Raw genomic sequence first — 20,428 nt, 5'->3', positions numbered from 1 at the left:
CGGGGCGGGCGCGTTGCCGGCGGCGGCGGCTGCACCTGGGCCGAGGCGGCAGTGGCCAGCAGCAAGGCGCTCAGGGCCAGTGGGTAGTAAATCTTACGCATGAGGGTGGGGAGAAATGGGACGGATCTGAGTCAACCCCGCAAGCCACAGCCTCAACAGCCGCGCTCCGGTGTCCCCAAATAGAAAAATCTCCGCCCGCAAATCCGCACGTTGGCTATACTTCCGCTAAGCGCCTATAGCTTCAGGCCTGCCGGAACCGTTCCCACTTAATCAGCATGTACTTGTCGCCCAGTTCGGTTATCATCATCCCCGAGCCCTTAACATTATCGGGGTTCTGAAAAAACTCGGCAAGCTCCTTCTGATTGAGGATTTTGTAGGTCGGGTGGTAGTCGGTCTGCCGCGGCGCCTTCACACCGTACTTCTTCACCCAGTTCATCACGCTCACGTGGCTTACGCCCAGCAGCCGCTCAATCTCGCGGTAGCTCACGCCCTCCACATACAGCTGCAGGGCCTTAATAACGTAGTACGGGTTGGTTTCCTTACCGGCCTTGGCCACCGAGTAATGGTAGCCACAGTTACGGCACTTATACCGCTGCCGGCCGCCCACAATGCCACTTTTCGTAGCTTCCATCGATTCGCATTTGGGGCAGCGGAGCTGGGACATGGGCCACGGATAAAGGGATACCGGCTTAAAGCTATAGCTATTTAGTAAAGATATAGCAGTTGAGCAAATATTTGCTTTTATCTCTACATTTCTTCCATGAAAAAGATACGCGGATTCAACCGCAACGTGCGGCTCACAGCGCGGGACTGCGCACTACTGCCCGATTTGTCCGCAGCGCACCTCCGGCAGTTCCACTACGATTACGCCAAGCTCCGGCTCGGGCCGCTGCACCGGTTTCGGCACGCCCGCCACCCGCTGCCGCAAGTGGTCCGGCAGCTGGGCGCTACCTATCTGCTGAAAACGCTTCAGCGTTGGCAGCAGCAACTTGCGCCGCTCACCGAGCCGGTTTACGCAGCCATTTGGCTCGCCGACACCGATTTCGTATATCTCTCCCAGGTAGTAGTCGGCACCCAGGGCCGCATCGAGTGGTACGAAAACACCTTTGGCGACGCGGTGCCAGCCGGGCCACTCCTGCCCCCCGAGTACCGGGCGCTACCGGGCGCCGACCAGCTCACCTGGACCACTCACCGCCAGCAAAAGTGGCTCGACGCCGATAATTTCCCCCACGGCTGGCCCGCCCGGCTGCTGCGCCAAGAACATACGGTGCGTACACTGGAAGTCGGCCGAAGCTTTTTGGTAATACCCCACGGCTGGGTATGGGTGGGGCGCGCGCCGCACGTTACTTAGCTGCCACCACGGCCGGCAGCGCATTATTGCCGTAGCAGTCAGGAAAGAAGCGCGTAAGGTGCGGGGCGTGCCCCTGCCCGCCATCAAATAGTTCTGCCTGTTTGAGTTTGCACACTCATTCAAATGCGGGCGGGCCCTAGCCCCCTACGCTACTACCAGGTTAGCCTTTTCCGGCGCTACGCCAATGGTGGCAATGGCGCCGGCGTTGAAGTGCAGAAAGTCGCTTTCCACGCCATCGGAGAAGATAACGCCGTTGGCCGGCATCATCGACTCGACCACCAGCGGCACCTGCGCATTCAGCACACCCGCCGTGAGGCCACACTGGGTGCGCTGGCTCCGGAAGGCCTCACGCACCACAAACAGCAGCTCGTCGGGGGCCAGCGCGGGGCGCGGTGGGGCGTCTTCATCGGGGTCCAGAAACTCCACCAGTCCGGCGTTCATGTTGAATACCGAGCTCAGCCAGCCCGTAGCCCCCGAGGCCGTAGAAACGATAATGCCCGACGAAGAATGCGTTTCGGTGGTTTGCTGGTAGCGGATGCGGTAGCGGGCCGACACGTGCGAGGCGGCCCCGATGAACAGGTCGTTGAAGGCCAGCAGCCGCTGCCCGTCCTGCAGGCGCACTTCAGCCAGCGCCGCCTCGCGCACGCTGAACTTGCCGGCCAGCACCCGCTCGACGGCCGGCCCAAACGTGCGGGGCGTGAAGGGCAGCAGCACCCCGTCGTTGCGGGCCGGGTCGGGGTTGATGGCCACAATGGGCAGCTGGCCCACGTACTTGGCCGTGTTGGCCACCAGCCCATCGGGACCCACTACTACCACCAACTGCCGCGCATCAAACAGGAACGCGGGCAGAAAGCGGCGCTCCACGATTTTGTTCTTGATCAGGGCCGATAACTGCCGCTGCACCAGCGAAAACGACTCCTGAAATCGGTCGTTTTCGGCCTCGTACTCGGCAAATTCGCCGCCCGCGCTTTCGATGTAGAACCGGGCCTGCCCCAGCGTATTGAACCGCTCCACGAGCTGTTCGAGCCGGGTTTTGCCGCGCACCAGAATGGCGTAGTCGCGCTGGCTCATCGGCGGTTACCGGCGCGGTTGTCGTTGCGGGTATCAGGGCGCTCGGCCGAGGACGGTTGCGGGCTTTGCAGCAGCGAGTCGAGCAGGTCGGGCGAGATGTTGAGGTTGCCGATTTTGCCCGCGTTTTCGGCCAGCTCCCGGAAGGCCAGCGCAATATTAAAGCGGGGGTCGGGGTTGTTGTTGAGCGCCACCAGCAGCTTCCAGTCCATCTCTTTGTAGGGCCGCAGCGTGGTTTCGAGCACGTAGCCGCGGGTTTCGGCTTCGGTGCGCTGGTTGGCGGCGGCCTGCTCAATCAGGCGCTGGCGCTGCTCCTCCACCGCAATATCGGCCTGCACCTGCATCTCGCGCAGCTGCCGGGTGCTGGTGGCCCGCTGCATCTCGCCCTCCATCTGCTTCTCGGCAATCTGCTTGTTCTTCTCCTCCACCGCAATTTCGGTGTTCAGCTCGCTTTCCCGAATCCGGCGCTCCTGCTCCACGGCAAAGTTGCGGCGCTCAAAAATGGCCTGGTCGGCTTCCTGCTGAATTTTCTCGCGGGTTTCGGTTTCCAGCGCCCGGCCCATTTCGGGGGTGGCCCGCACGGCCAGGATGTTCACGGCCAGCACCTCAATGCCCAGCAGCCGGATGGCCGTGGAGGCCGCCAGCCCCTCCCCGATGTTCACTTCCACGGCCTTGGCCGAGCGCATCACGTCCTTCAGGCCCAGGCGCTGCACGAAGGTCGAAGTGGCAGTCTGGGCCTCATTGATGATGCGCTGGTGCAGCTTTTCCAGCTCGTTTTTCTTGTAAACACCCCGGTTATCCACCGTAAAATCGAGCTGCTCGGCCAGTTGGCGCGGGTCGCCGGCCTTGTAGGTTATCTGCCCCTGAATGGAGACGGTCTGGTAGTCGGCGGTGGTTTCGTTGAAGATGAAGGGCAGGTCGTTGCTGCCCATCGGAATGGCCACAATGGAGCTGCTGGGCCCAAAATAATAGAACGATAGCCCGCGCCCCTCCTTCTGCACGCGGCCGTTTTGGTAGTGGATGACGTAGGTCATCGAATCGAACTTGATGTGGTTGATTCCGAACATGAGGGCGGGTTGGAGATGCGGGCTAAAAGTATAGCTTTTAGGATGGAATGAGGCATTTTTACAGTACTACAGAAAACGCAGCTTGGCAGCGCGCAGCCAAGCCTGACGTTTTTCTGTAGCTCGAACAATACTCCACGCCCAAACCACCCCACAACGGATTTCCGGCCGACTATTCCGACCTTCGCCCCATGTCCTTCCGCACCATCGACCCCACTCAACTCACGCCGGCCGAGCTGCACCCCTTTATGGTGGGTGCCATTGCCCCGCGCCCCGTGGCCTTCGCCAGCACCGTTAGCGCCGACGGCAGCGTGAATCTGAGTCCCTACAGCTTCTTCAACTGCTTCGGCTCCAACCCGCCCATCCTGGTGTTTTCGCCCGCCAACCGGGTGCGCGACAACTCCCAGAAACACACGCTGCAAAACGTGCGAGAGGTGGCCGAAGTCGTCATCCACGTCTGCGACTACGCCATGGTCGAGCAGATGTCGCTGTCCAGCACCGAGTACGGCAAAGGGGTCAACGAGTTCGTGAAGGCCGGTTTTACGGAGCTACCCAGCCAGAAAGTTCGGCCGCCACGAGTGGCCGAAGCGCCAGCCGCTTTCGAGTGCGTAGTGGAGCAGGTGATTGAGCTGGGCCAGAACAACGGGGCCGGCAACCTGATCATCTGCCGGGTCGTGCTGGCCCACTTCCGCGAAGACATTGTGCTGCCTTCCGGCTCGGGCATCGACCCGTTCAAGCTCGACGCCATTGCCCGCCTCGGCGGCGACTGGTACTGCCGCGCCTCGGGCAGCAGCCTGTTCGAGGTACCCAAACCCAACCGCAACCTGGGCATTGGCATCGACCAGCTCCCCGAGTTCATCCGCACCTCCGAGGTGCTCACCGGCAACAACCTAGGCCGCCTGGCCAACATCGAGGTCCAATCCATACCGACTTCCGAAGAAGTAGCCGCCTTCCGCCACGAGCCTCTGGTGGGCTATACTCTCAGCCAGCACCCCGCCGACCCCACCCGCCAGCGCCACGAGCTGGTGCTACTGGGCCAGAAGCTGCTGGAGGAAGGCCGCCTGCTCGACGCCTGGAAGACGCTGCTGCTGGCCGAATCGGTGGTTAGTGGTTAGTGGAAGAACGTCATTCAGCGCAGCGAAGAATCTCGCGTGGCTTCGTTGAATGATAATTGCTCAATGACTCACGCGAGATTCTTCGCTGCACTCTGAATGACGTTCTCGCACTAAGCCCCTTCAGCTTGCTGCTGCTATTCGTTTCTTTGTGAATTACCGGCGGCCGATTGCCCGAACCGGCCCAGCCCCTCCCCTGTCCGCTTCTCATGCCGCTCCCGCACCTGCTCGATTTTCCTTCCAATGGCTCTGCTGAAATGGGCCAGCTGATTATCGCGGAAGGCGGGCAGTTACCGTTTGCGGTGCGGCGCGTGTACTGGACGGCCGACGTACCCACCACCAAAGTAGCCGGCAACCACGCCCACCACGAGCTGGAACAGCTGATTGTGGCTGTCCATGGCACCATCGAGCTGCTGGTAGAAACGCCCGACCGCCAGCGCCACATCTTCTGCCTCGACCGGCCCACGCAGGGCCTCTACGTGCCGCCGCTGTGCTGGCGCGAAATCCGCTTCGGCCCCGGCGCGGTACTCATGTGCCTGGCCTCGCAGGAGTACGATGAGGCCGACTACATCCGCGACTACGATGACTTCGCCCGGTTGCTGAGCCGGTAACGAATGCAAAGATTTGAGTTGACCAGCACCAATAGCCCGTTACTGCCCCATGGCTTGAGCCCGTTCTTTGCGGCTTCCCATCGGCAGGAGCCGGAAATACTTGGTTTTAAGCTTCCGGTTCAGGTAGGGCGGTAGCGGCTGCCCCTCCTGATAAGCGGCCACCACCCGCTGGTACCGTTCGGGCCCGAAACGGGCGTAGCGAAAGGCGCCGTAGCCCGCCATTAGGGTGCCAATTAGCAAATCCTGATTGGCGCTCTGCTCCAAGTCGTGGTAGTGAGCTTCGTGTTCTCGGCGTTCCTTTTTACTGCGGGTAACCGCCAGCGTTTTCTTTACGGCGCCGGTAGCCATCAGGGCCGTACCGCCCTCCAGCCAGCTGCGCATGGCTTTGGAGCGCCGCATAAACAGGTGCTGCACGGCCCGGAGCGTGTCGGTGCGGTCGTAGCGCAGGGTACTTAGGTCAGGAAGAAAGGCCGATACCGCGGCCGTATCGGCGCCCAGCGGCAACGACTGGCCCCAGGCCTGCGGGGTCCCAGCAGCAGCCAGCAGCAGCCCGGTAGTAAGGATAGAGAGCTTGAGCATAACCGGATAGTTCGTTTCCAAGGCAGGAGCCCAACGCTAATCCAGTCGTTGCAGCCGTCCATGAAATCTACAAATCAACGAACTCCAACGCAAGCTTATGCCCATATAATTCGCGCTATCAAGAGCTGGTCCTGATTTGTGTCCCTAATTCCTGACGGCAATCATCAGGGCCAGCTCCTTATAGCGCATATTGAAGCGGCGGGCAATGCTGGCGTTGGTGAGTGAGCCTTTGTAGGCGTACACGCCGGAGCGGAAGTGCTCGTTGGTGAACAGCACCTCATTTACGCCGCCGTGCTGGCTGATTTCCTGCAGGATGGGTGTGAAAATATTGCTCAGCGCGTTGGTAGCCGTGCGCGGCACCCGCGAGGCAATGTTGGGCACGCAGTAATGAATGACGTCGTACTTGCGAAAAACGGGCTTGGCGTGGCTGGTTACTTCGCTCGTAGCGAAACAACCGCCCTGGTCGATGCTAACGTCAATAATTACCGAGCCGGGCGACATCTGCGAGATGGCCTCTTCCGACACCATAAACGGAATACGGCCCTCCTCGGGGTTGAGTGCCCCAATCACCACGTCGGCGCGGCGCAACTGCTGGTTGAGGGCGAACGTGTCGAGGGTGCTGGTGTAGAGCTGGGGCTGGTTAAGGTGCTGCTTGAGGCGGCGCAACTTATAAAGGTGGTTGTCGAACACCTTCACCTCAGCCCCCAGCCCGATGGCCGCCCGCGCCGAATACTCGGCCACCGTACCAGCCCCCAGAATAACCACCTGCGAGGGCGGCACGCCGGTAATGCCGCCCAGAATGATGCCCTTGCCCTCGTCGCCACCGCGGGCCGCCAGGTACTCGGCCGCTATCAGCATCGAAGTTGAGCCGGCAATTTCCGACATGGCCCGCACCACCGGCCGCGCCCCGCTCGGGTCCTTAATCAGTTCGAAGCTGATGGCGTTGATTTTCTTGCGCAACAGGGCCGTGATGTAGTCGGCCGTGAGCGTGCCAAACTGCAGGGCCGAAATCAGCGTCTGGCCGGCTCGCAGGTACTCCATTTCCTCATAGGTGGCGGGAGCTACTTTCAGGATGATATCGGCTTCGAACACCTCCTTCTGCGAGTAGGCAATAGTAGCGCCGGCCTCGGAGTACTCGTGGTCGGAATAGCGGCTGGGCTCCCCAGCCCCACTTTCGAGCAGAATTTCGTGGCCGCCTTCCACCAGGTGCTTCACGGCCTCGGGCGTAAGGCAGATGCGGTTTTCCTGCAGGGAAGTTTCGCGGGGCAGCCCGATAAACAGCTTCCGCTTGCGCGTTTCCACGGCCAGCATCGATTCCTGGGTGAAGTAGGCGCGGCTGGCGGCCAGCGACTCGAAGCCGGATGGTACTGCTTGGGGCATTGTCTTTAATTAAAAATCAAAAGTGAAAAACTAAAAGTTAAGCACTGTTCCTTTTGAGCCAAGCTGGCCGCTAGCGGAGCAATTTTTAACTCTTAATCCTCAATTTTTAATTGCCTCGAAGAGGCTCCCGTGACGGTGAGCGTGACAGTGAGACGGTGGTCGGGCAGCAGGGGCGCCACGCGGCCAGGCCACTCAATCAGGCAAAGATAGCCAGAATCGAAGTACTCCCAAGCGCCAATTCCCTCGGCTTCAGCAGGCTCATCCAGGCGGTAAAAATCGAAGTGGTACACGGGCACGTCGGCGGCCGTGCGGTACTCGTTGACGAGCGCGAAAGTGGGGCTGCTGACTTCATCGGCCACGCCCAGCTCGCGGCACAGCGCCTTGATAAAGGTGGTTTTGCCGGCACCCATCTCGCCTTCGAAGCAAACAATGGTGTGGCCCCCAAGGGCAGCCCGCACCTGGGCAGCGGCGGCGGGCAGGTCGGCCAGGCTGGGAATGGAAATCGTGCGCATAGTGGCAAAGGTACACCGGCCGCCGCGCACCCCAACCCGCGGCCGTTGCGTACTTTTAGGAGACATGAGTTGAACGTCATGCTGAGCGGAGCGGAGCCGAAGCATCTCTACCGCTGATCAATCAATGGTTCTGCGGCAAAACAGTAGAGATGCTTCGGCTTCGCTCCGCATAACGTTCCACTCATGTCTCCACATTAACTACTCACCACTCCCATACGATGCACGTTTCGCAAATGGCCGCGGGCCTGATTGGCTCCGAAATCATCAAAATCGGCAACGAGGTCAACGATATGATTCGCCAGGGCGAGCAAATCTGCAACCTCACCATCGGCGACTTCGACCCGGCCGAATACCCGATTCCGACCGAGCTGAAGGCCGGAATTATGGCCGCCTACGAGGCCGGGCAGACCAACTACCCGCCCGCCAACGGTATGGCCGGCCTGCGCGAGGCGGCGGCAGCCTTCACCGCCAGCCGGCTGGGCCTGGAGTACGCAGCAGCCGATTTTCTGGTGGCCGGCGGCTCGCGCCCGCTCATCTACGCCACCTATCTGGCCCTCGTGGATCCCGGCGACCGGGTGGTGTTTCCGGTGCCGAGCTGGAACAACAACCACTATTGCCACCTTTCGGGTGCCGAGGCCGTGATGGTGGAAACCCGCGCCGAAAACAACTTCATGCCCACCGCCGCCGACCTGGCCCCACATCTGGCCGGCGCCACCATGCTGGCGCTGTGCTCCCCGCTCAACCCCACCGGCACCGTGTTCAGCCGCGAAGACCTGGAAGCCATCTGCGACCTGGTGCTGGCCGAAAACCAACGCCGCGGCCCCAACGAAAAGCCTCTTTACCTGCTCTATGACCAGATTTACTGGCTCCTGACGTTCGGCGCCACCGAGCACTACGACCCGGTTAGCCTGCGCCCCGCCCTGCGCGACTACACCATTTACATCGACGGTATCTCGAAGTGCCTGGCCGCCACCGGCGTGCGGGTGGGCTACGCATTCGGGCCAAACAAGGTCATCGACAAGATGAAGGCCATTTTGGGCCACGTAGGCGCCTGGGCCCCCAAGGCCGAGCAGGTAGCCGTGGGCCAGTACCTGCCCCAGACGGAGGCCGTGGACACGTACATGGCCGGCTTCAAACATAAAATCCAGCGTAGCCTGAACCTGTTGCACGAGGGCCTGCAAACGATGAAGGCAGACGGCCTGCCCGTCGATTCGCTGGTACCTATGGGCGCCATCTACCTCACCGCCAAACTCAACGTACTGGGCCGCACCACCCCTGCCGGCCAGCGGCTCGATACGACCCAGCAAATAACGTCTTACCTCATCAGTGAGGCGAAGCTGGCGCTGGTGCCATTCAGCGCCTTCGGCACCGATGGCACCGCGCCGTGGTTCCGGATGTCGGTGGGCGGGGCTTCGGCCGAGTCTATTGCGGCGGCGCTGCCCCGGCTGCGGGCAGCTTTGGAGGCGTTGCGGTAGGCAGCGGGAGTGGGAAGGTCACTTTTCCGGCCTGCTGCACGTTTATTCACCGAACCGCTTATCTACCAGCTATGAACACGCAGATACTCACGCTTTTCTGTTAGTATTTTCTCACTATACTTCGTAAGCCATGACCCGCCTCCTGACGCTTCCGCTACTGCTACTGGGCTTTGCCGCCAGCGCCCAAACCGCTTCGGCTCCCGAAAATCAGCGTATCGGACTTAACCGGCCGGCCAGCAATGCCAGTATCACAACTGGTATAAATGCCAAGCCAACTCCGCTTTACATTGTCGATGGCAAAGTTATCGATGCCTTCCAACTGTCGGATATCAGCCCCGACCAGATTGAGGCTGTTAACGTGCTGAAGGGAAATACCGCCATTGCCCGTTATGGTGAGAAGGCCAAGGACGGAGCAATATTAATTACAACGAAACCAGCTAAAACCGGCCGCTAGCAATTTGATAACATTGAAGCTGTTTACAAAGTACCCGTAATCAATCAGAACGTCATGCTGAGCCGTTTTCTACTATTTCCGCTATTACTATTAGGGCTTACTGCCAGCGCCCAAAACGTACTGGTCGGTAAAGTTCGCGTCACAGCTCCCATCAAGCCTGATACAGCAACTGGCATCCGTATCTATTGTGGACCAGTAAAGCTGCAATCTATGCCTCTCTTCGTTGTCAACGGCATGGTCGTAGATAGCTTACACGTTCCCCAAATTAATCCAGACCAGATTGATTCTGTCAGAGTTATGAAGGCACCGGCTGCGACTAACCGCTATGGTGATTTGGCTAAAAATGGCGTTGTTTTAATCACGTTGAAACCTGGCATTGACCTTAAGTAGATTTCCGTAAAACAGAAGAGGGCCGCCATAAATGGCGGCCCTCTTCTGTTTTACCTAACAGTACCCCTACCCTTTCGGGCTCAGCGTTACATACGGGATGATGCACTCCTCTAGGGAGATGCCGCCGTGCTGGAACGTGTCCTTGTAGTAGTTCACGTAGTAGTTGTAGTTGTTGGGGTAGGCGAAGAAGAAGTCGCCGACCGTGAACACGTAGGCGGTGCTCACATTTTCGCGGGGCAGGAAGATGTTGTCGGGCTTGCGCACAGTGTACACGTCCTTAGTATCGTCGAAGCCCAGGTTTTTGCCGTGCTTGTAGCGCAGGTTGGTGTTGGTGTTCCGGTCGCCCACAATTTTGTAGGGGCGCTTCACCCGAATTGTGCCGTGGTCGGTGGTGATGATGACCTTGCCCTTGCGCTCAGCAATCTGCTGGAACATCTCATACAGCGGCGAGTGCAGGAACCACGACTTAGTGAGGCTCCGGTAGGCCGATTCGTCGGCGGCCAGCTCCCGAATCATGGCCATATCGGTGCGGGCGTGGCTGAGCATATCCACGAAGTTGTAGACGATGACGTTGAGCTTGTAGTTGTTGTGCAGGTTAGCCATTTTGCCCAGCAAGTCCTTGCCGGCCTGCAGGTTGGTTACCTTGTGGTAGCTGAACTTGTGCTTCTGGTTGGCCTTCTGGAACATGATTTCCAGGAACTCGGCCTCGTGCAGGTTCTTACCCTCGTCGTCGTCGTCCCACACCCACAGATTGGGGTATTTCTTCTGGATTTCGCTCGGCATCATGCCCGAGAAGATGGCATTACGGGCGTAGGCCGTGGTGGTAGGCAGGATGCTGTAGTAGGTTTCCTCCTGGTCGACGGTGAACATCTCCGCGATAATCGGCTCCAGCACTTTCCACTGGTCGTAGCGCAGGTTGTCGATGAGCATGAAGTACACGGGCGTGTCGCCGGTTTCCTTGAGCAGCGGAAACACCCGCTTCTGAAACAGCTGGTGCGACATCAGCGGCGCGTCCTCATCACCGTGCAGCCAGTCCTCGTAATTTTCCTGGATGAAGCGGCCAAAGTAGGTATTGGCCTCATCCTTCTGCATGTTGAAAACCTCGGCCATGCTCTTGCCTTCGGTTTCGTTGATTTCCAACTCCCAGTACACCAGCTTTTTGTACACGTCGGCCCACTCGCTGGGGCTGAGCCGGTCGCCGAGCTGCATGCCCAGCTGACGGAAGTCGCGCTGGTAGCCCGAGTTGGTTTTCTCGCTCACGAGGCGCTTGTTGTCGAGCACCTTTTTCACTGCCAGCAGAATCTGGTTCGGGTTGACGGGCTTGATGAGGTAATCGGCAATTTTGCTGCCGATGGCCTCCTCCATAATGTGCTCCTCCTCACTCTTGGTTATCATGATAACCGGCACGGTGGGGCGCAACGCCTTGATTTCGGTAAGGGTTTCGAGGCCCGTCAGGCCAGGCATGTTCTCGTCAAGAAAGACGATGTCGTAAGTTTTTTCCTGGATTTCCTCCACCGCGTCGGTCCCGGAGTTGACGGCGGTTACGTCGTAACCCTTCTCTTTCAGAAAGAGAATGTGCGGCTTAAGCAGGTCGATTTCGTCGTCGGCCCAAAGAATGGAGTATGATTGCATATGGCAGGTTGAGAGTTACAAAGGAAAGCCCGGGCAGTTGCCCGGCGCTTAATAGAAATAGCTTCGGCAATTACCGTGCGCCAGCTAAGCAACCCCGGAAAACCGGGCTGCTGGCAGGGTTTATAACTGCCGTTTCGTAAGTAGCTTTACTCTCAATCCTTGCCTTTAGGTTGTTTTTTCTTCCCGGCTGACAATTTTTCAGGTCAACTCCGCCGTAAAGAAATCAAAAATTAACGGGTTGACTTCTCCCAGCTACTACAACTGAGCTGCCCTGCCTGTTTCAGGTATTCGTTTTCCGGGCTGATTCCAACGCCGATAACCCGCTGCCTTCCACCGTCCCAGATGAACAAAAAGAAGATTTTCAACGACCCCGTCTACGGCTTCGTCACCATCCCAACCGAGCTGCTCTTCGACCTGATTGAGCATACTTACTTCCAACGGCTGCGGCGGATTCAGCAGTTGGGCCTGACTATGTTCGTGTACCCCGGGGCGCTACACACGCGCTTTCACCACGCGCTGGGCGCCATGCACCTCATGTCCTTGGCCCTGCGCACGCTCAAGGACAAGGGCGTAAAGATTTCGGCCGCCGAGGGCGAGGCGGCCATGGCAGCCATTCTGCTGCACGACATCGGCCACGGGCCCCTTTCCCACGCCTTGGAGCGCAGCATTTTCCACGATGTGCACCACGAAGCCGTGAGCCTGCACATCATGCGCAAGCTGAACGCCGAGTTTGAGGGGGCGCTGGATTTGGCCATTACCATCTTTCAGGGCACCTACGAGCGGCCGTTCTTCCACCAGCTCGTCAGCAGCCAGCTAGATATGGACCGGCTGGACTACCTCAACCGCGACTCGTTTTATACCGGCGTGCAGGAGGGCCGCCCCGGCGCCGACCGCCTCATCAAAATGCTGACCGTGGTGGACGAGCGGCTGGTGCTGGAAGAGAAGGCGGTGTACAGCATCGAGAACTTTCTGGTGAGCCGGCGGCTGATGTACTGGCAGGTGTATTTGCACAAAACCGTCACCAGCGCCGAACAGATGGTGATTCGCATTATGCAGCGGGCCCGCGACCTGGCGCGCGGCGGCACCGAAGTACCCGCCTCGCCTAACCTGCACTTCTTCCTGACCCGCAACGTGACGCAGGAGCAGTTCGAAACCGATGACACCATCTTGCGCCGCTTCGCCCGCCTCGACGATACCGACGTGTGGGGCGCCGTGAAGCTCTGGGCCGACCACCCCGACACCGTCTTGCGCTATCTGGCCCAAAGCCTGCTCGACCGCCACCTATTCAAAATCACGCTCCAGACCGAGCCCTTCGAGGAAGAGTTCCAGCTCGGCATCGTCGAGCTGATTGCCGCTCGCTTCAAACTACCGCCCGCCGAAGCCGCCCAGCTCATGATTGCCGGCCGCATCAGCAACAACGCCTACGACGCCGACGGCCACGACTCCATCGATGTGCTCACGAAGCGCGGCGAAGTCGTTAACGCCGCCGAAGCCTCGGACCTACCCAACATCAAGGCCCTGAGCCAGCGCGTCGAGAAGCACTATATCTGCTACCCCAAGGAGATATTGTAATTAGTGGTTAGTGTGAGAACAAAACACCTGTCATCCTGAGCGAAGCGAAGACCTTATCCTACCTAAACGACCATCTTAGCGGGATAAGTCCTTCGCTTCGCTCAGGCTGACAGACGATTTTATTAACCACTAATCACTAACCACTACTTTTGCCCTCATGGAATTTACCGTAGGTCAGATAGCCGAAGTGCTGCAAGGAACTGTGGAGGGCGATGCGACTCAGCCCATCAACCGGCTGGCCAAGATTGAAGAGGCCCAGACCGGCTCGCTTTCGTTTCTGTCGAACCTCAAATACGAGCCCCATCTCTATACCACTCAGGCCACGGTGGTAATTGTGAGCCGCACGCTGGAGCTGAAAAAGCCCGTGGCCGCCGCCCTCATCCGCGTCGACGACCCCTATACCAGCTTCACAGCCCTGCTCGAATTCTACCAACAGGCCAGCCGCACCGGCAAGCGCGGCGTCGAGGAGCCGGCCTACATGGCGGCCAGCGCGAGCATTGGGGCCAACCACTACCGCGGGGCCTTCTCCTACATCGGCGAAAACTGCGAGATTGGGGCCGACGTGGTGATTTTTCCGCACGTGTTCATCGGCGACCGGGTGAAAATCGGCGACGGTACTATCCTGTACGCCGGGGCCAAAATCTACGCCGAAACCGTGATTGGCCAGCGTTGCACGGTGCACGCCGGGGCCGTTATCGGTTCCGATGGCTTCGGCTTCGCGCCCCAGCCCGACGGCTCCTACCGCACCATTCCGCAAATCGGCAACGTGGTGCTCGAAGACAACGTGAGCATCGGCGCCAACGCCACCATCGACTGCGCCACGCTGGGCTCCACCGTTATCCGCGAAGGCGCTAAAATCGACAACCTCGTGCAGCTGGCCCACAACGTAGAAGTCGGCCGACACACGGTTATTGCGTCGCAAACGGGCGTTTCGGGTTCCACCAAAATCGGGGATTTCTGCGTGCTGGCGGGGCAGGTGGGCATGGCCGGCCACCTCACGCTGGCCAACCGCACCACCGTTACGGCCCAGTCGGGCGTGGGCAAATCCATCAAGCAGGAAGGTGTGTTGCTGCAGGGCTCGCCGGCTTTCAACCTGCGCGACAGCCTGCGGGCCAACGCCGTTTTCCGCCACCTGCCCGAGTTGGAGCGCCGCCTGCACCGGCTAGAACAGCAAGCCCAGCCGCCGGAAAAGCCCTAGCTTTGCGTTTCTGAAAGGAGCTAGAAGCTGCGGAAGCTAGAAGTTAGAATTCGTTGGCTGCCTTGCTTTGATTTTGCTGCTTTCGGCCTTCCTTATTGACTTTTCTTCTAGCTTCTAGCTTCCGCAGCTTCTAGCTCCTTTAGATGAACGACAAGCAACATACAATTAAGGCTCCCGTCACCGTCAGTGGCATTGGGCTGCATACGGGAGTGGTGGCCACGATGACGTTTTGTCCGGCCCCCATCAACCACGGCTATAAGTTTCAGCGCATCGACTTGCCTGGCCAGCCCATCGTGGATGCCGACGTGGACAACGTGGTGGACCTGTCGCGCGGCACGACCATTGAGCAGAACGGCGCCCGCGTGAATACCGTGGAACACACGCTGGCCGCATTGGTGGGCCTGCAGATTGACAACGTGCTCATCCAACTCGACGGCCCCGAGCCGCCTATTATGGATGGTTCCAGCTTCGAGTTCATCAAGCCCCTGCAGGAAGTTGGCTTTGAGGAACAGAACGCGCTGCGCAACTACTACGAGATTCCCAGCGAAATCCGCTACGTGGACAATGCCCGCTCGGTGGAAATTGCTGCCCTGCCGCTCAATGACTACCGCCTCACAGTGATGGTGGATTATAATTCGCCGGTACTGGGTTCCCAGCACGCCTCACTCACCGACATCACCCAGTTTGCCGCCGAAATCGGCTCGTCGCGCACGTTTTGCTTTCTGCACGAGCTGGAGGCACTTTACAAGTCCAACCTCATCAAAGGCGGCGACCTGAGCAACGCTATTGTGGTAGTCGACCGCGTGGTAAGCGACGAGGAGCTGAGCGACCTGGCTACCATGCTGGGCAAGCCCAAGGTGGCCGTCAAGAAGGAAGGCATCCTCAACAACGTGGACCTGCGCTACAAAAACGAGCCCGCCCGCCACAAGCTGCTCGATTTGGTAGGCGACCTGGCCTTGGTGGGCCGGCCGCTGAAAGGCCAGATTCTGGCCGCCCGCCCCGGGCACGCGGCCAACGTGGCCTTCGCCAAGCGCATCAAGAAGAAGATGATGGAGGCCCACACCAGCCCCATCCCGACCTACGACCCGAGCCGCGAGCCGGTGATGGACATCAACCAGATTGCCGCCACCCTGCCTCACCGTTACCCGTTTCTGCTGATTGATAAGATCATCCACCTCGACGCCACCACCGTGACGGGTGTCAAGAATGTGACCTTCAACGAGCAGTTCTTCGCCGGTCACTTCCCCGGCAATCCCGTGATGCCCGGCGTGCTCCAGATTGAAGCCATGGCCCAGACTGGCGGCATTCTGGTGCTCAACACCGTGCCCGACCCAGAAAACTACTGGACCTACTTCCTGGGCATCGAAAACTGCCGCTTCCGCCGCATGGTGAAGCCCGGCGACACCATCATCTTCAAGTGCGAGCTGACGGCCCCCATCAAGCGGGGCATCGCCAAGATGAGCGGCAAGGCCTACGTGGGCGGCAAAGTGGTGATGGAAGCCGAAATGTCGGCCAGCATTGTGAAAAAGAACAATTAATCTGAGTTAGTAATTGGTAATCAAGAATGACCCATTCTCTGCTGAATCCGCTAATTACGCCGGCAGTGAAATTCTTACTTACTAATTCTTAATTGCTAATTAAAATCGAATGACCCAGCCGCTCGCCTATATTCATCCCGAGGCCATCATTGCCCAGAACGTGGTAGTGGAGCCATTTACGACCATTGACAAGGACGTGGAAATCGGGGAAGGCACCTGGATTGGCCCCAACGTCACGATTATGGCCGGGGCCCGGATTGGCAAGAACTGCCGCATTTTTCCGGGCGCCGTAATTGCCGCCCAGCCTCAGGATCTGAAGTTTGCCGGCGAAAGAACCACCGTGCATATCGGCGACAACACCGTGATTCGGGAGTGCGTGACGGTGAACCGCGGCACCGTGGACCGGCTGAAAACCGTAATCGGCAGCAACTGCCTGCTGATGGCTTACGTGCATGTGGCCCACGACTGCGTTATCGGCGACAACTGCATTCTGGCCAACACCGTTCAGGTGGCCGGCCACGTCGAAATCGGCGACTATGCCATCATCGGGGGCTCCTCGGCCATCCATCAGTTTGTGCGCGTCGGCCAGCACGCCATGATTTCGGGTGGCTCGCTGATTCGGAAAGATGTGCCGCCCTTCGTGAAGGCGGGGCGCGAGCCACTGAGCTACGCTGGCATCAACAGCATTGGGCTGCGCCGCCGGGGTTTTTCGGACCAGAAGATTTCCGAGATTCAGCAGCTTTACCGCCTGCTGTTCATGAGCGGCCTCAACAACGCCGCCGCCCTCGACCAGATTGAACTGGAGCTGGCCCCCTCGCCCGAGCGCGACGAGGTGGTAAACTTCATCCGCAATTCTGGCCGCGGCGTCATCAAAGGCTACGGCCGCGGCTCCAACGGCGGCGGCGAGTAGGTAGTTGGGGTGAAAAGGCCACGTAGGGGCGGGGCTTGCCCCCGCCCGCCGTTGAACGAGTCCGCAACAACAGCCCAAACGCGGCAGTTTAACAGTCCCGTTTAATCGGCGGGCAGGGGCAAGCCCCGCCCCTACGTTGTGCTATATCGACCCTATCAAACATTCCCAACACCCCGACGAATGCAAATTACGGCTACCGGACTGAGCAAGCGGTTTGCGCGGGAGTGGATTTTCCGGGGGCTAACCCACACGTTTGCAACGGGTTCGGCCACGGCTATTTTGGGGCCGAATGGAGCCGGTAAGAGCACGTTGCTCAATACGCTTTCGGGTCAGATTTTACCCACCCAGGGCACGGTGGAATACCGTGAAAACGACCGGGCGGTGGCCGTGGAGGCCGTGCCGCAACGGCTGGCCTATGCCGCGCCCTACCTGGAGCTTATCGAGGAGCTGACCCTGACCGAGCTCATTCGATTTCACACCCGCTTCAAACCCCTGCGGCCGGGCCTGACGGCCGACGAACTGGTACGCCTGATGTACCTCGAAAAGTCGCGCCACAAGCTGGTTCGGGACTTTTCGAGCGGTATGAAGCAGCGTCTCAAGCTGGCCCTGGCCCTGTACGCCGACGCCCCGCTGCTGCTGCTCGACGAGCCCACCACCAACCTCGACCGCACCGGCGTGGCCTGGTACCGCGAACACGTAGCGGCCACGCTGCCCGGCCGTACGGTGCTGGTATCGAGCAACGTGCCCGAGGAGTACGACTTCTGCGGGCAGCAACTACTTATTACCGATTTTGGGGCCCAGGCAGCCCGCTAAGCAGTTTTTTTACAGATTACTTAAGGACGCTGAAGAGAACTTGGCAAGGTTTCACCGCGTATCTTTGCAATCCAACGCGTTTCACCATTTACCGCCCCTGACAAGGCCATGACACAGCACGACGACTTCGACGACGACGACCTTTTTGGTGACGACGATGCCCTGGATAGTTTCGCCAAAGCCGGCGGCAGCAAAACCCAAGGCTCAGCTGAGGAACGCCTCGCGGCCAAATACGCCGATTACCTGATGTGGCTCGACACCGGCTCCTCGCACGATGAGGCGCTGGATCTGGCCAACATGAGTGAGGATGAGTTCGATGAGGCCGAAGCCGGCAACGACCCCGAAAGCAGCGGCAAGTTCACCTCGCTCGACGACCTGGACGACAACGACTTCTCCGACGACGAAAACGACGAGTACGGCTCCTCCGGCTCATCCCGCAACAGCGGCCGCAACTCCGATTACGATTAGAGACTTAAAAAAGGAACGTCATTCTTCACTTCGCTCAGAATGACGTTCCTTTTTTCACGCATTCACCGAGTCACTCGTCCACTCTACCTCCGGCCGAACACGCGGCGGAGCAGCTCGGTGGTGCGGGCAACGGGGTTTTCGCGAATGTTGGCCTCCTCCTTGGCCACTAGCGTGAACAGGCCGTCGATGGCCTTGCCGGTGGCATACTGGTTCAGGTCGGTCTGGACGGGCGTTACCAGCGGGATGCGGTTGTAGCGGGTCGTCAGGTCGGTGTAGTATTTGGTGGCGCCCACCTGGTCGAGGCTGCGCTGCACGATGGGCTGAAAGGCCGTAGTGAGCTGCTCGGTGGTGGTACGCTTGAGGTAGTTGGTGGCGGCGTCCTTCTCGCCCGACAGGATGCCCCACACGTCTTTAAACGTGAGGCTCTTGATGGCAGTCAGGAAGATGGGTTTGGCGCTTTGGGCGGCTTGCTCGGCCCCACGGTTCAGCGTCAGCTCAAACTTATCCACTTGACTGCCCATGCCCAGCGTGCGGAGCGTAGTGGCCACCCGTTGCGCATCGGGCGGAAACGGAATGCGGATAAGGCGGTTCAGGTAAAATCCGTCGGTTTTCGAGGCTTGGTCGGCACCTTTGCTGATGCCCAGCGTGAGTGCCTCCTTGAGGCCGCGCGCAGCCTCATCAGAGCTAAGGCCATCGGGGCGCGGGGTGGTAGTATTACCGGTTTGCGCGGGCAGATTTTTGAAAATTTCGCCCAGCTTGGGCAGCCGGAATTGGGCCGCGGCGGGCAGGTGCAGGCCCAGCAATAACAAGGGCAGCGCAAGGAAGGAGCGGTTGTTCATGGCGTAAAGGAAGCGGTTAGGTTGTCGGTTTTGCACAAACCGGACCAAACTTAACGTCAGCTGATAAAGCAAAAAAGCAAAACCCAGGCACTGCCCCCGGACTTTAAGCGCCGGCAATGTTCTGGTTTGTCCGCTACCTTCGCCCTACCCCACTTAAGTTTTGCCCGTTCCCTGATTAACCCCTTCCTTATGGTGCCCGATGTTGAGATTATGACCATTGGCGATGAGCTGCTCTACGGGCAGGTTATCGATACAAATTCGGCCTTTATGGGTCAGGAGCTGGGCAAACTGGGCCTGCGCGTGCGCCAGATTACGAGCGTATCTGACCGGGCCGACGAAATTGTTTCCACCCTCGACCAGGCCCGGCAGCGGGCCCGCGTGGTGCTGATGACCGGCGGCCTGGGCCCCACCAAAGACGATCTGACCAAGCACGTGCTGGCCCGCTACTTCGGCGCCGAGCTGGTACTCGACGAAAGCGTGCTGCGCCATGTAGAGGGCATTTTTGCCCGCTACCAGCGGCCCATGCTGGAAGTAAACCGCCAACAGGCCATGGTACCGGCCAACTGCCAGGTGCTGCATAACGCCGTGGGCACGGCGCCCGGTATGTGGTTCGAGGACGGCGGCGTGGTATTCGTGAGCATGCCCGGCGTACCCCACGAGATGAAGTACCTGATGACCCACGAGGTGCTGCCGCGCCTGCGGGCCCACTTCCAGACGCCTGCCATCGAGCACCTAGTGGTGCAGACCGTAGGCCTGGGCGAGTCGTTTCTGGCCCAGCAAATTGAGGACTGGGAAAACGCTTTGCCGTCCTACGTGAAGCTGGCCTATCTGCCCTCGCTGGGCGGCGTGCGCTTGCGCCTGACGGGCCAGGACGACGGCCAGCCCCACCTGCGCACCCGCATGGAGGCTCTGCTGCCCGAACTGCGCCGCCTGCTGGGCACCCACATTTTTGCCGAAGGCGAAATCAAGCTGGAAGAAGTAGTGGGCCAGCTTTTGCTGGAGCGCGGCCTGACGGTGGGCACGGCCGAAAGCTGCACTGGCGGCCTGCTGGCCCACCGCCTCACCAACGTGCCGGGCGCCTCGCGCTACTACCAGGGCAGCATCGTGGCGTATTCCAATGAGCTGAAAATGCAGGAACTCGGCGTGCAGGCCGAAACCCTGGCCGCCCACGGCGCCGTGAGCGAAGCCGTGGTAGCCGAAATGGCCCAGGGCCTGCGCCGCCGTCTGGGCGTGGATGTGGCCCTGGCCACCAGTGGCGTGGCCGGCCCCGACGGCGGCACGCCCGCCAAGCCCGTGGGCACCATTTGCGTGGCCTACGCCGACGCCCACCGCACCGTCACGAAGCAAATCAGCTTCGACCGCGGCCGCCAGCTCAACCTGGAGTTCACCGCCACCACCGCCCTGAACCTGCTGCGGCTGAGCCTGCCGGGCGGGGTGCAGGAGTGAGTTAGCAAGGGTACGT

At 59.7% G+C, this 20,428-nt stretch carries 21 protein-coding genes; 13 read left to right on the top strand and 8 right to left on the bottom strand.

Features of this window, described 5'->3' with window-relative positions; genetic code table 11:
* Positions 1-241: 241 nt before the first annotated feature.
* Positions 242-664: an IS1/IS1595 family N-terminal zinc-binding domain-containing protein gene (locus tag D0N36_RS04105; protein WP_116939988.1), complete on the bottom strand. Its 423-nt coding sequence runs from the start codon at positions 662-664 to the stop codon at positions 242-244.
* Between the two features lie 96 nt (positions 665-760).
* Here D0N36_RS04105 and D0N36_RS04100 point away from each other — a divergent pair, with 96 nt between their 5' ends.
* A complete protein-coding gene (locus D0N36_RS04100; RefSeq protein WP_116939987.1) occupies positions 761-1,351 on the top strand; it encodes a hypothetical protein in 591 nt (196 codons plus the stop codon).
* 144 nt (positions 1,352-1,495) lie between these two features.
* On the opposite strand, the gene D0N36_RS04095 is transcribed toward D0N36_RS04100, so the two are convergent.
* Both D0N36_RS04095 and D0N36_RS04090 read right to left on the bottom strand, forming a co-directional pair.
* The gene (locus D0N36_RS04095) at positions 1,496-2,422 is read right to left on the bottom strand and encodes a diacylglycerol kinase catalytic domain-containing protein (protein WP_116939985.1); all 927 of its coding nucleotides are present in this window, start codon (positions 2,420-2,422) and stop codon (positions 1,496-1,498) included.
* Positions 2,419-3,486, bottom strand: coding sequence for an SPFH domain-containing protein (locus D0N36_RS04090; protein WP_116939983.1), 1,068 nt, complete (start codon positions 3,484-3,486; stop codon positions 2,419-2,421). The genes D0N36_RS04095 and D0N36_RS04090 overlap by 4 nt, the downstream gene beginning before the upstream one ends.
* Before the next feature lie 188 nt (positions 3,487-3,674).
* On the opposite strand from D0N36_RS04090, the gene D0N36_RS04085 reads away from it, so the two are divergent.
* On the top strand, positions 3,675-4,598 hold the full coding sequence (locus tag D0N36_RS04085; protein ID WP_116939981.1) for a flavin reductase family protein: 924 nt from the start codon (positions 3,675-3,677) through the stop codon (positions 4,596-4,598).
* Positions 4,599-4,804: 206 nt separating this feature from the next.
* Positions 4,805-5,206: a sugar 3,4-ketoisomerase gene (locus D0N36_RS04080; protein WP_116939979.1), complete on the top strand. Its 402-nt coding sequence runs from the start codon at positions 4,805-4,807 to the stop codon at positions 5,204-5,206.
* A 39-nt stretch (positions 5,207-5,245) separates the two neighbouring features.
* Here D0N36_RS04080 and D0N36_RS04075 read toward each other — a convergent pair whose 3' ends face one another.
* The 3 genes from D0N36_RS04075 to tsaE form a co-directional block, all read right to left on the bottom strand.
* Positions 5,246-5,785 carry a hypothetical protein gene (locus tag D0N36_RS04075; RefSeq protein ID WP_116939977.1) on the bottom strand — a complete coding sequence of 180 codons (540 nt, stop codon included), beginning with the start codon at positions 5,783-5,785 and terminating at the stop codon, positions 5,246-5,248.
* A gap of 144 nt (positions 5,786-5,929) precedes the next feature.
* Complete coding sequence (locus D0N36_RS04070) at positions 5,930-7,165, bottom strand: alanine dehydrogenase (RefSeq protein ID WP_116939975.1); 1,236 nt, start codon at positions 7,163-7,165, stop codon at positions 5,930-5,932.
* A 92-nt stretch (positions 7,166-7,257) separates the two neighbouring features.
* Positions 7,258-7,677 carry a tRNA (adenosine(37)-N6)-threonylcarbamoyltransferase complex ATPase subunit type 1 TsaE gene (gene tsaE, locus D0N36_RS04065; RefSeq protein WP_116939973.1) on the bottom strand — a complete coding sequence of 140 codons (420 nt, stop codon included), beginning with the start codon at positions 7,675-7,677 and terminating at the stop codon, positions 7,258-7,260.
* A 218-nt stretch (positions 7,678-7,895) separates the two neighbouring features.
* Here tsaE and D0N36_RS04060 point away from each other — a divergent pair, with 218 nt between their 5' ends.
* From D0N36_RS04060 to D0N36_RS04050, 3 genes are all read left to right on the top strand, one after another.
* Positions 7,896-9,152 (top strand): pyridoxal phosphate-dependent aminotransferase, encoded by a 1,257-nt coding sequence (locus tag D0N36_RS04060; RefSeq protein WP_190242509.1) that lies wholly within the window; start codon positions 7,896-7,898, stop codon positions 9,150-9,152.
* A gap of 130 nt (positions 9,153-9,282) precedes the next feature.
* Positions 9,283-9,606, top strand: a complete 324-nt coding sequence (locus tag D0N36_RS04055; RefSeq protein WP_116939971.1) for a TonB-dependent receptor plug domain-containing protein — start codon at positions 9,283-9,285, stop codon at positions 9,604-9,606.
* Between the two features lie 54 nt (positions 9,607-9,660).
* Positions 9,661-9,996: a TonB-dependent receptor plug domain-containing protein gene (locus tag D0N36_RS04050; RefSeq protein WP_116939969.1), complete on the top strand. Its 336-nt coding sequence runs from the start codon at positions 9,661-9,663 to the stop codon at positions 9,994-9,996.
* A gap of 66 nt (positions 9,997-10,062) precedes the next feature.
* Here the strand turns inward: D0N36_RS04050 and porX are convergent, their stop codons facing one another.
* A complete protein-coding gene (gene porX, locus D0N36_RS04045; RefSeq protein ID WP_116939966.1) occupies positions 10,063-11,628 on the bottom strand; it encodes a T9SS response regulator signal transducer PorX in 1,566 nt (521 codons plus the stop codon).
* 342 nt (positions 11,629-11,970) lie between these two features.
* Between porX and D0N36_RS04040 the strand changes: the two genes are divergently transcribed.
* The 6 genes from D0N36_RS04040 to D0N36_RS04015 all read left to right on the top strand — a co-directional run bounded on the left by D0N36_RS04040 (position 11,971) and on the right by D0N36_RS04015 (position 18,127).
* Positions 11,971-13,200 (top strand): HD domain-containing protein, encoded by a 1,230-nt coding sequence (locus D0N36_RS04040; RefSeq protein ID WP_116939964.1) that lies wholly within the window; start codon positions 11,971-11,973, stop codon positions 13,198-13,200.
* A 157-nt stretch (positions 13,201-13,357) separates the two neighbouring features.
* Positions 13,358-14,398 carry a UDP-3-O-(3-hydroxymyristoyl)glucosamine N-acyltransferase gene (gene lpxD / locus D0N36_RS04035; protein ID WP_116939962.1) on the top strand — a complete coding sequence of 347 codons (1,041 nt, stop codon included), beginning with the start codon at positions 13,358-13,360 and terminating at the stop codon, positions 14,396-14,398.
* 143 nt (positions 14,399-14,541) lie between these two features.
* The gene (locus D0N36_RS04030) at positions 14,542-15,936 is read left to right on the top strand and encodes a bifunctional UDP-3-O-[3-hydroxymyristoyl] N-acetylglucosamine deacetylase/3-hydroxyacyl-ACP dehydratase (RefSeq protein ID WP_116939960.1); all 1,395 of its coding nucleotides are present in this window, start codon (positions 14,542-14,544) and stop codon (positions 15,934-15,936) included.
* A 109-nt stretch (positions 15,937-16,045) separates the two neighbouring features.
* Positions 16,046-16,846: an acyl-ACP--UDP-N-acetylglucosamine O-acyltransferase gene (lpxA, locus tag D0N36_RS04025; RefSeq protein WP_116939958.1), complete on the top strand. Its 801-nt coding sequence runs from the start codon at positions 16,046-16,048 to the stop codon at positions 16,844-16,846.
* 180 nt (positions 16,847-17,026) lie between these two features.
* Positions 17,027-17,659, top strand: a complete 633-nt coding sequence (locus D0N36_RS04020; protein WP_116939956.1) for an ABC transporter ATP-binding protein — start codon at positions 17,027-17,029, stop codon at positions 17,657-17,659.
* A gap of 108 nt (positions 17,660-17,767) precedes the next feature.
* Positions 17,768-18,127 (top strand): hypothetical protein, encoded by a 360-nt coding sequence (locus D0N36_RS04015; protein WP_116939954.1) that lies wholly within the window; start codon positions 17,768-17,770, stop codon positions 18,125-18,127.
* Positions 18,128-18,210: 83 nt separating this feature from the next.
* Here D0N36_RS04015 and D0N36_RS04010 read toward each other — a convergent pair whose 3' ends face one another.
* Positions 18,211-18,966 (bottom strand): DUF4197 domain-containing protein, encoded by a 756-nt coding sequence (locus D0N36_RS04010; RefSeq protein ID WP_116939951.1) that lies wholly within the window; start codon positions 18,964-18,966, stop codon positions 18,211-18,213.
* Between the two features lie 189 nt (positions 18,967-19,155).
* Between D0N36_RS04010 and D0N36_RS04005 the strand changes: the two genes are divergently transcribed.
* Positions 19,156-20,412: a competence/damage-inducible protein A gene (locus D0N36_RS04005; RefSeq protein ID WP_116939949.1), complete on the top strand. Its 1,257-nt coding sequence runs from the start codon at positions 19,156-19,158 to the stop codon at positions 20,410-20,412.
* Positions 20,413-20,428: the final 16 nt, after the last annotated feature.

The organism is Hymenobacter lapidiphilus (assembly GCF_003417065.2).
Taxonomy (GTDB): Bacteria; Bacteroidota; Bacteroidia; order Cytophagales; family Hymenobacteraceae; genus Hymenobacter.
The sequence above is the reverse complement of the archived record's forward strand: the minus strand, read 5'-3'. Positions and strand labels throughout refer to the sequence as shown.

Bases quoted from the DNA above. Each gene is read 5' to 3' on its own strand.
- lpxA (WP_116939958.1), top strand. From the start codon at position 16,046: ATGACCCAGCCGCTCGCCTATATTCATCCCGAGGCCATCATTGCCCAG.
- D0N36_RS04040 (WP_116939964.1), top strand. From the start codon at position 11,971: ATGAACAAAAAGAAGATTTTCAACGACCCCGTCTACGGCTTCGTCACC.
- D0N36_RS04060 (WP_190242509.1), top strand. From the start codon at position 7,896: ATGCACGTTTCGCAAATGGCCGCGGGCCTGATTGGCTCCGAAATCATC.
- D0N36_RS04075 (WP_116939977.1), bottom strand. From the start codon at position 5,785: ATGCTCAAGCTCTCTATCCTTACTACCGGGCTGCTGCTGGCTGCTGCT.
- D0N36_RS04010 (WP_116939951.1), bottom strand. From the start codon at position 18,966: ATGAACAACCGCTCCTTCCTTGCGCTGCCCTTGTTATTGCTGGGCCTG.
- D0N36_RS04105 (WP_116939988.1), bottom strand. From the start codon at position 664: ATGTCCCAGCTCCGCTGCCCCAAATGCGAATCGATGGAAGCTACGAAA.
- porX (WP_116939966.1), bottom strand. From the start codon at position 11,628: ATGCAATCATACTCCATTCTTTGGGCCGACGACGAAATCGACCTGCTT.
- D0N36_RS04015 (WP_116939954.1), top strand. From the start codon at position 17,768: ATGACACAGCACGACGACTTCGACGACGACGACCTTTTTGGTGACGAC.
- D0N36_RS04070 (WP_116939975.1), bottom strand. From the start codon at position 7,165: ATGCCCCAAGCAGTACCATCCGGCTTCGAGTCGCTGGCCGCCAGCCGC.
- D0N36_RS04055 (WP_116939971.1), top strand. From the start codon at position 9,283: ATGACCCGCCTCCTGACGCTTCCGCTACTGCTACTGGGCTTTGCCGCC.
- D0N36_RS04085 (WP_116939981.1), top strand. From the start codon at position 3,675: ATGTCCTTCCGCACCATCGACCCCACTCAACTCACGCCGGCCGAGCTG.
- D0N36_RS04050 (WP_116939969.1), top strand. From the start codon at position 9,661: ATGCTGAGCCGTTTTCTACTATTTCCGCTATTACTATTAGGGCTTACT.
- D0N36_RS04095 (WP_116939985.1), bottom strand. From the start codon at position 2,422: ATGAGCCAGCGCGACTACGCCATTCTGGTGCGCGGCAAAACCCGGCTC.
- D0N36_RS04020 (WP_116939956.1), top strand. From the start codon at position 17,027: ATGCAAATTACGGCTACCGGACTGAGCAAGCGGTTTGCGCGGGAGTGG.
- D0N36_RS04090 (WP_116939983.1), bottom strand. From the start codon at position 3,486: ATGTTCGGAATCAACCACATCAAGTTCGATTCGATGACCTACGTCATC.
- D0N36_RS04100 (WP_116939987.1), top strand. From the start codon at position 761: ATGAAAAAGATACGCGGATTCAACCGCAACGTGCGGCTCACAGCGCGG.
- D0N36_RS04080 (WP_116939979.1), top strand. From the start codon at position 4,805: ATGCCGCTCCCGCACCTGCTCGATTTTCCTTCCAATGGCTCTGCTGAA.
- tsaE (WP_116939973.1), bottom strand. From the start codon at position 7,677: ATGCGCACGATTTCCATTCCCAGCCTGGCCGACCTGCCCGCCGCCGCT.
- D0N36_RS04005 (WP_116939949.1), top strand. From the start codon at position 19,156: ATGGTGCCCGATGTTGAGATTATGACCATTGGCGATGAGCTGCTCTAC.
- lpxD (WP_116939962.1), top strand. From the start codon at position 13,358: ATGGAATTTACCGTAGGTCAGATAGCCGAAGTGCTGCAAGGAACTGTG.
- D0N36_RS04030 (WP_116939960.1), top strand. From the start codon at position 14,542: ATGAACGACAAGCAACATACAATTAAGGCTCCCGTCACCGTCAGTGGC.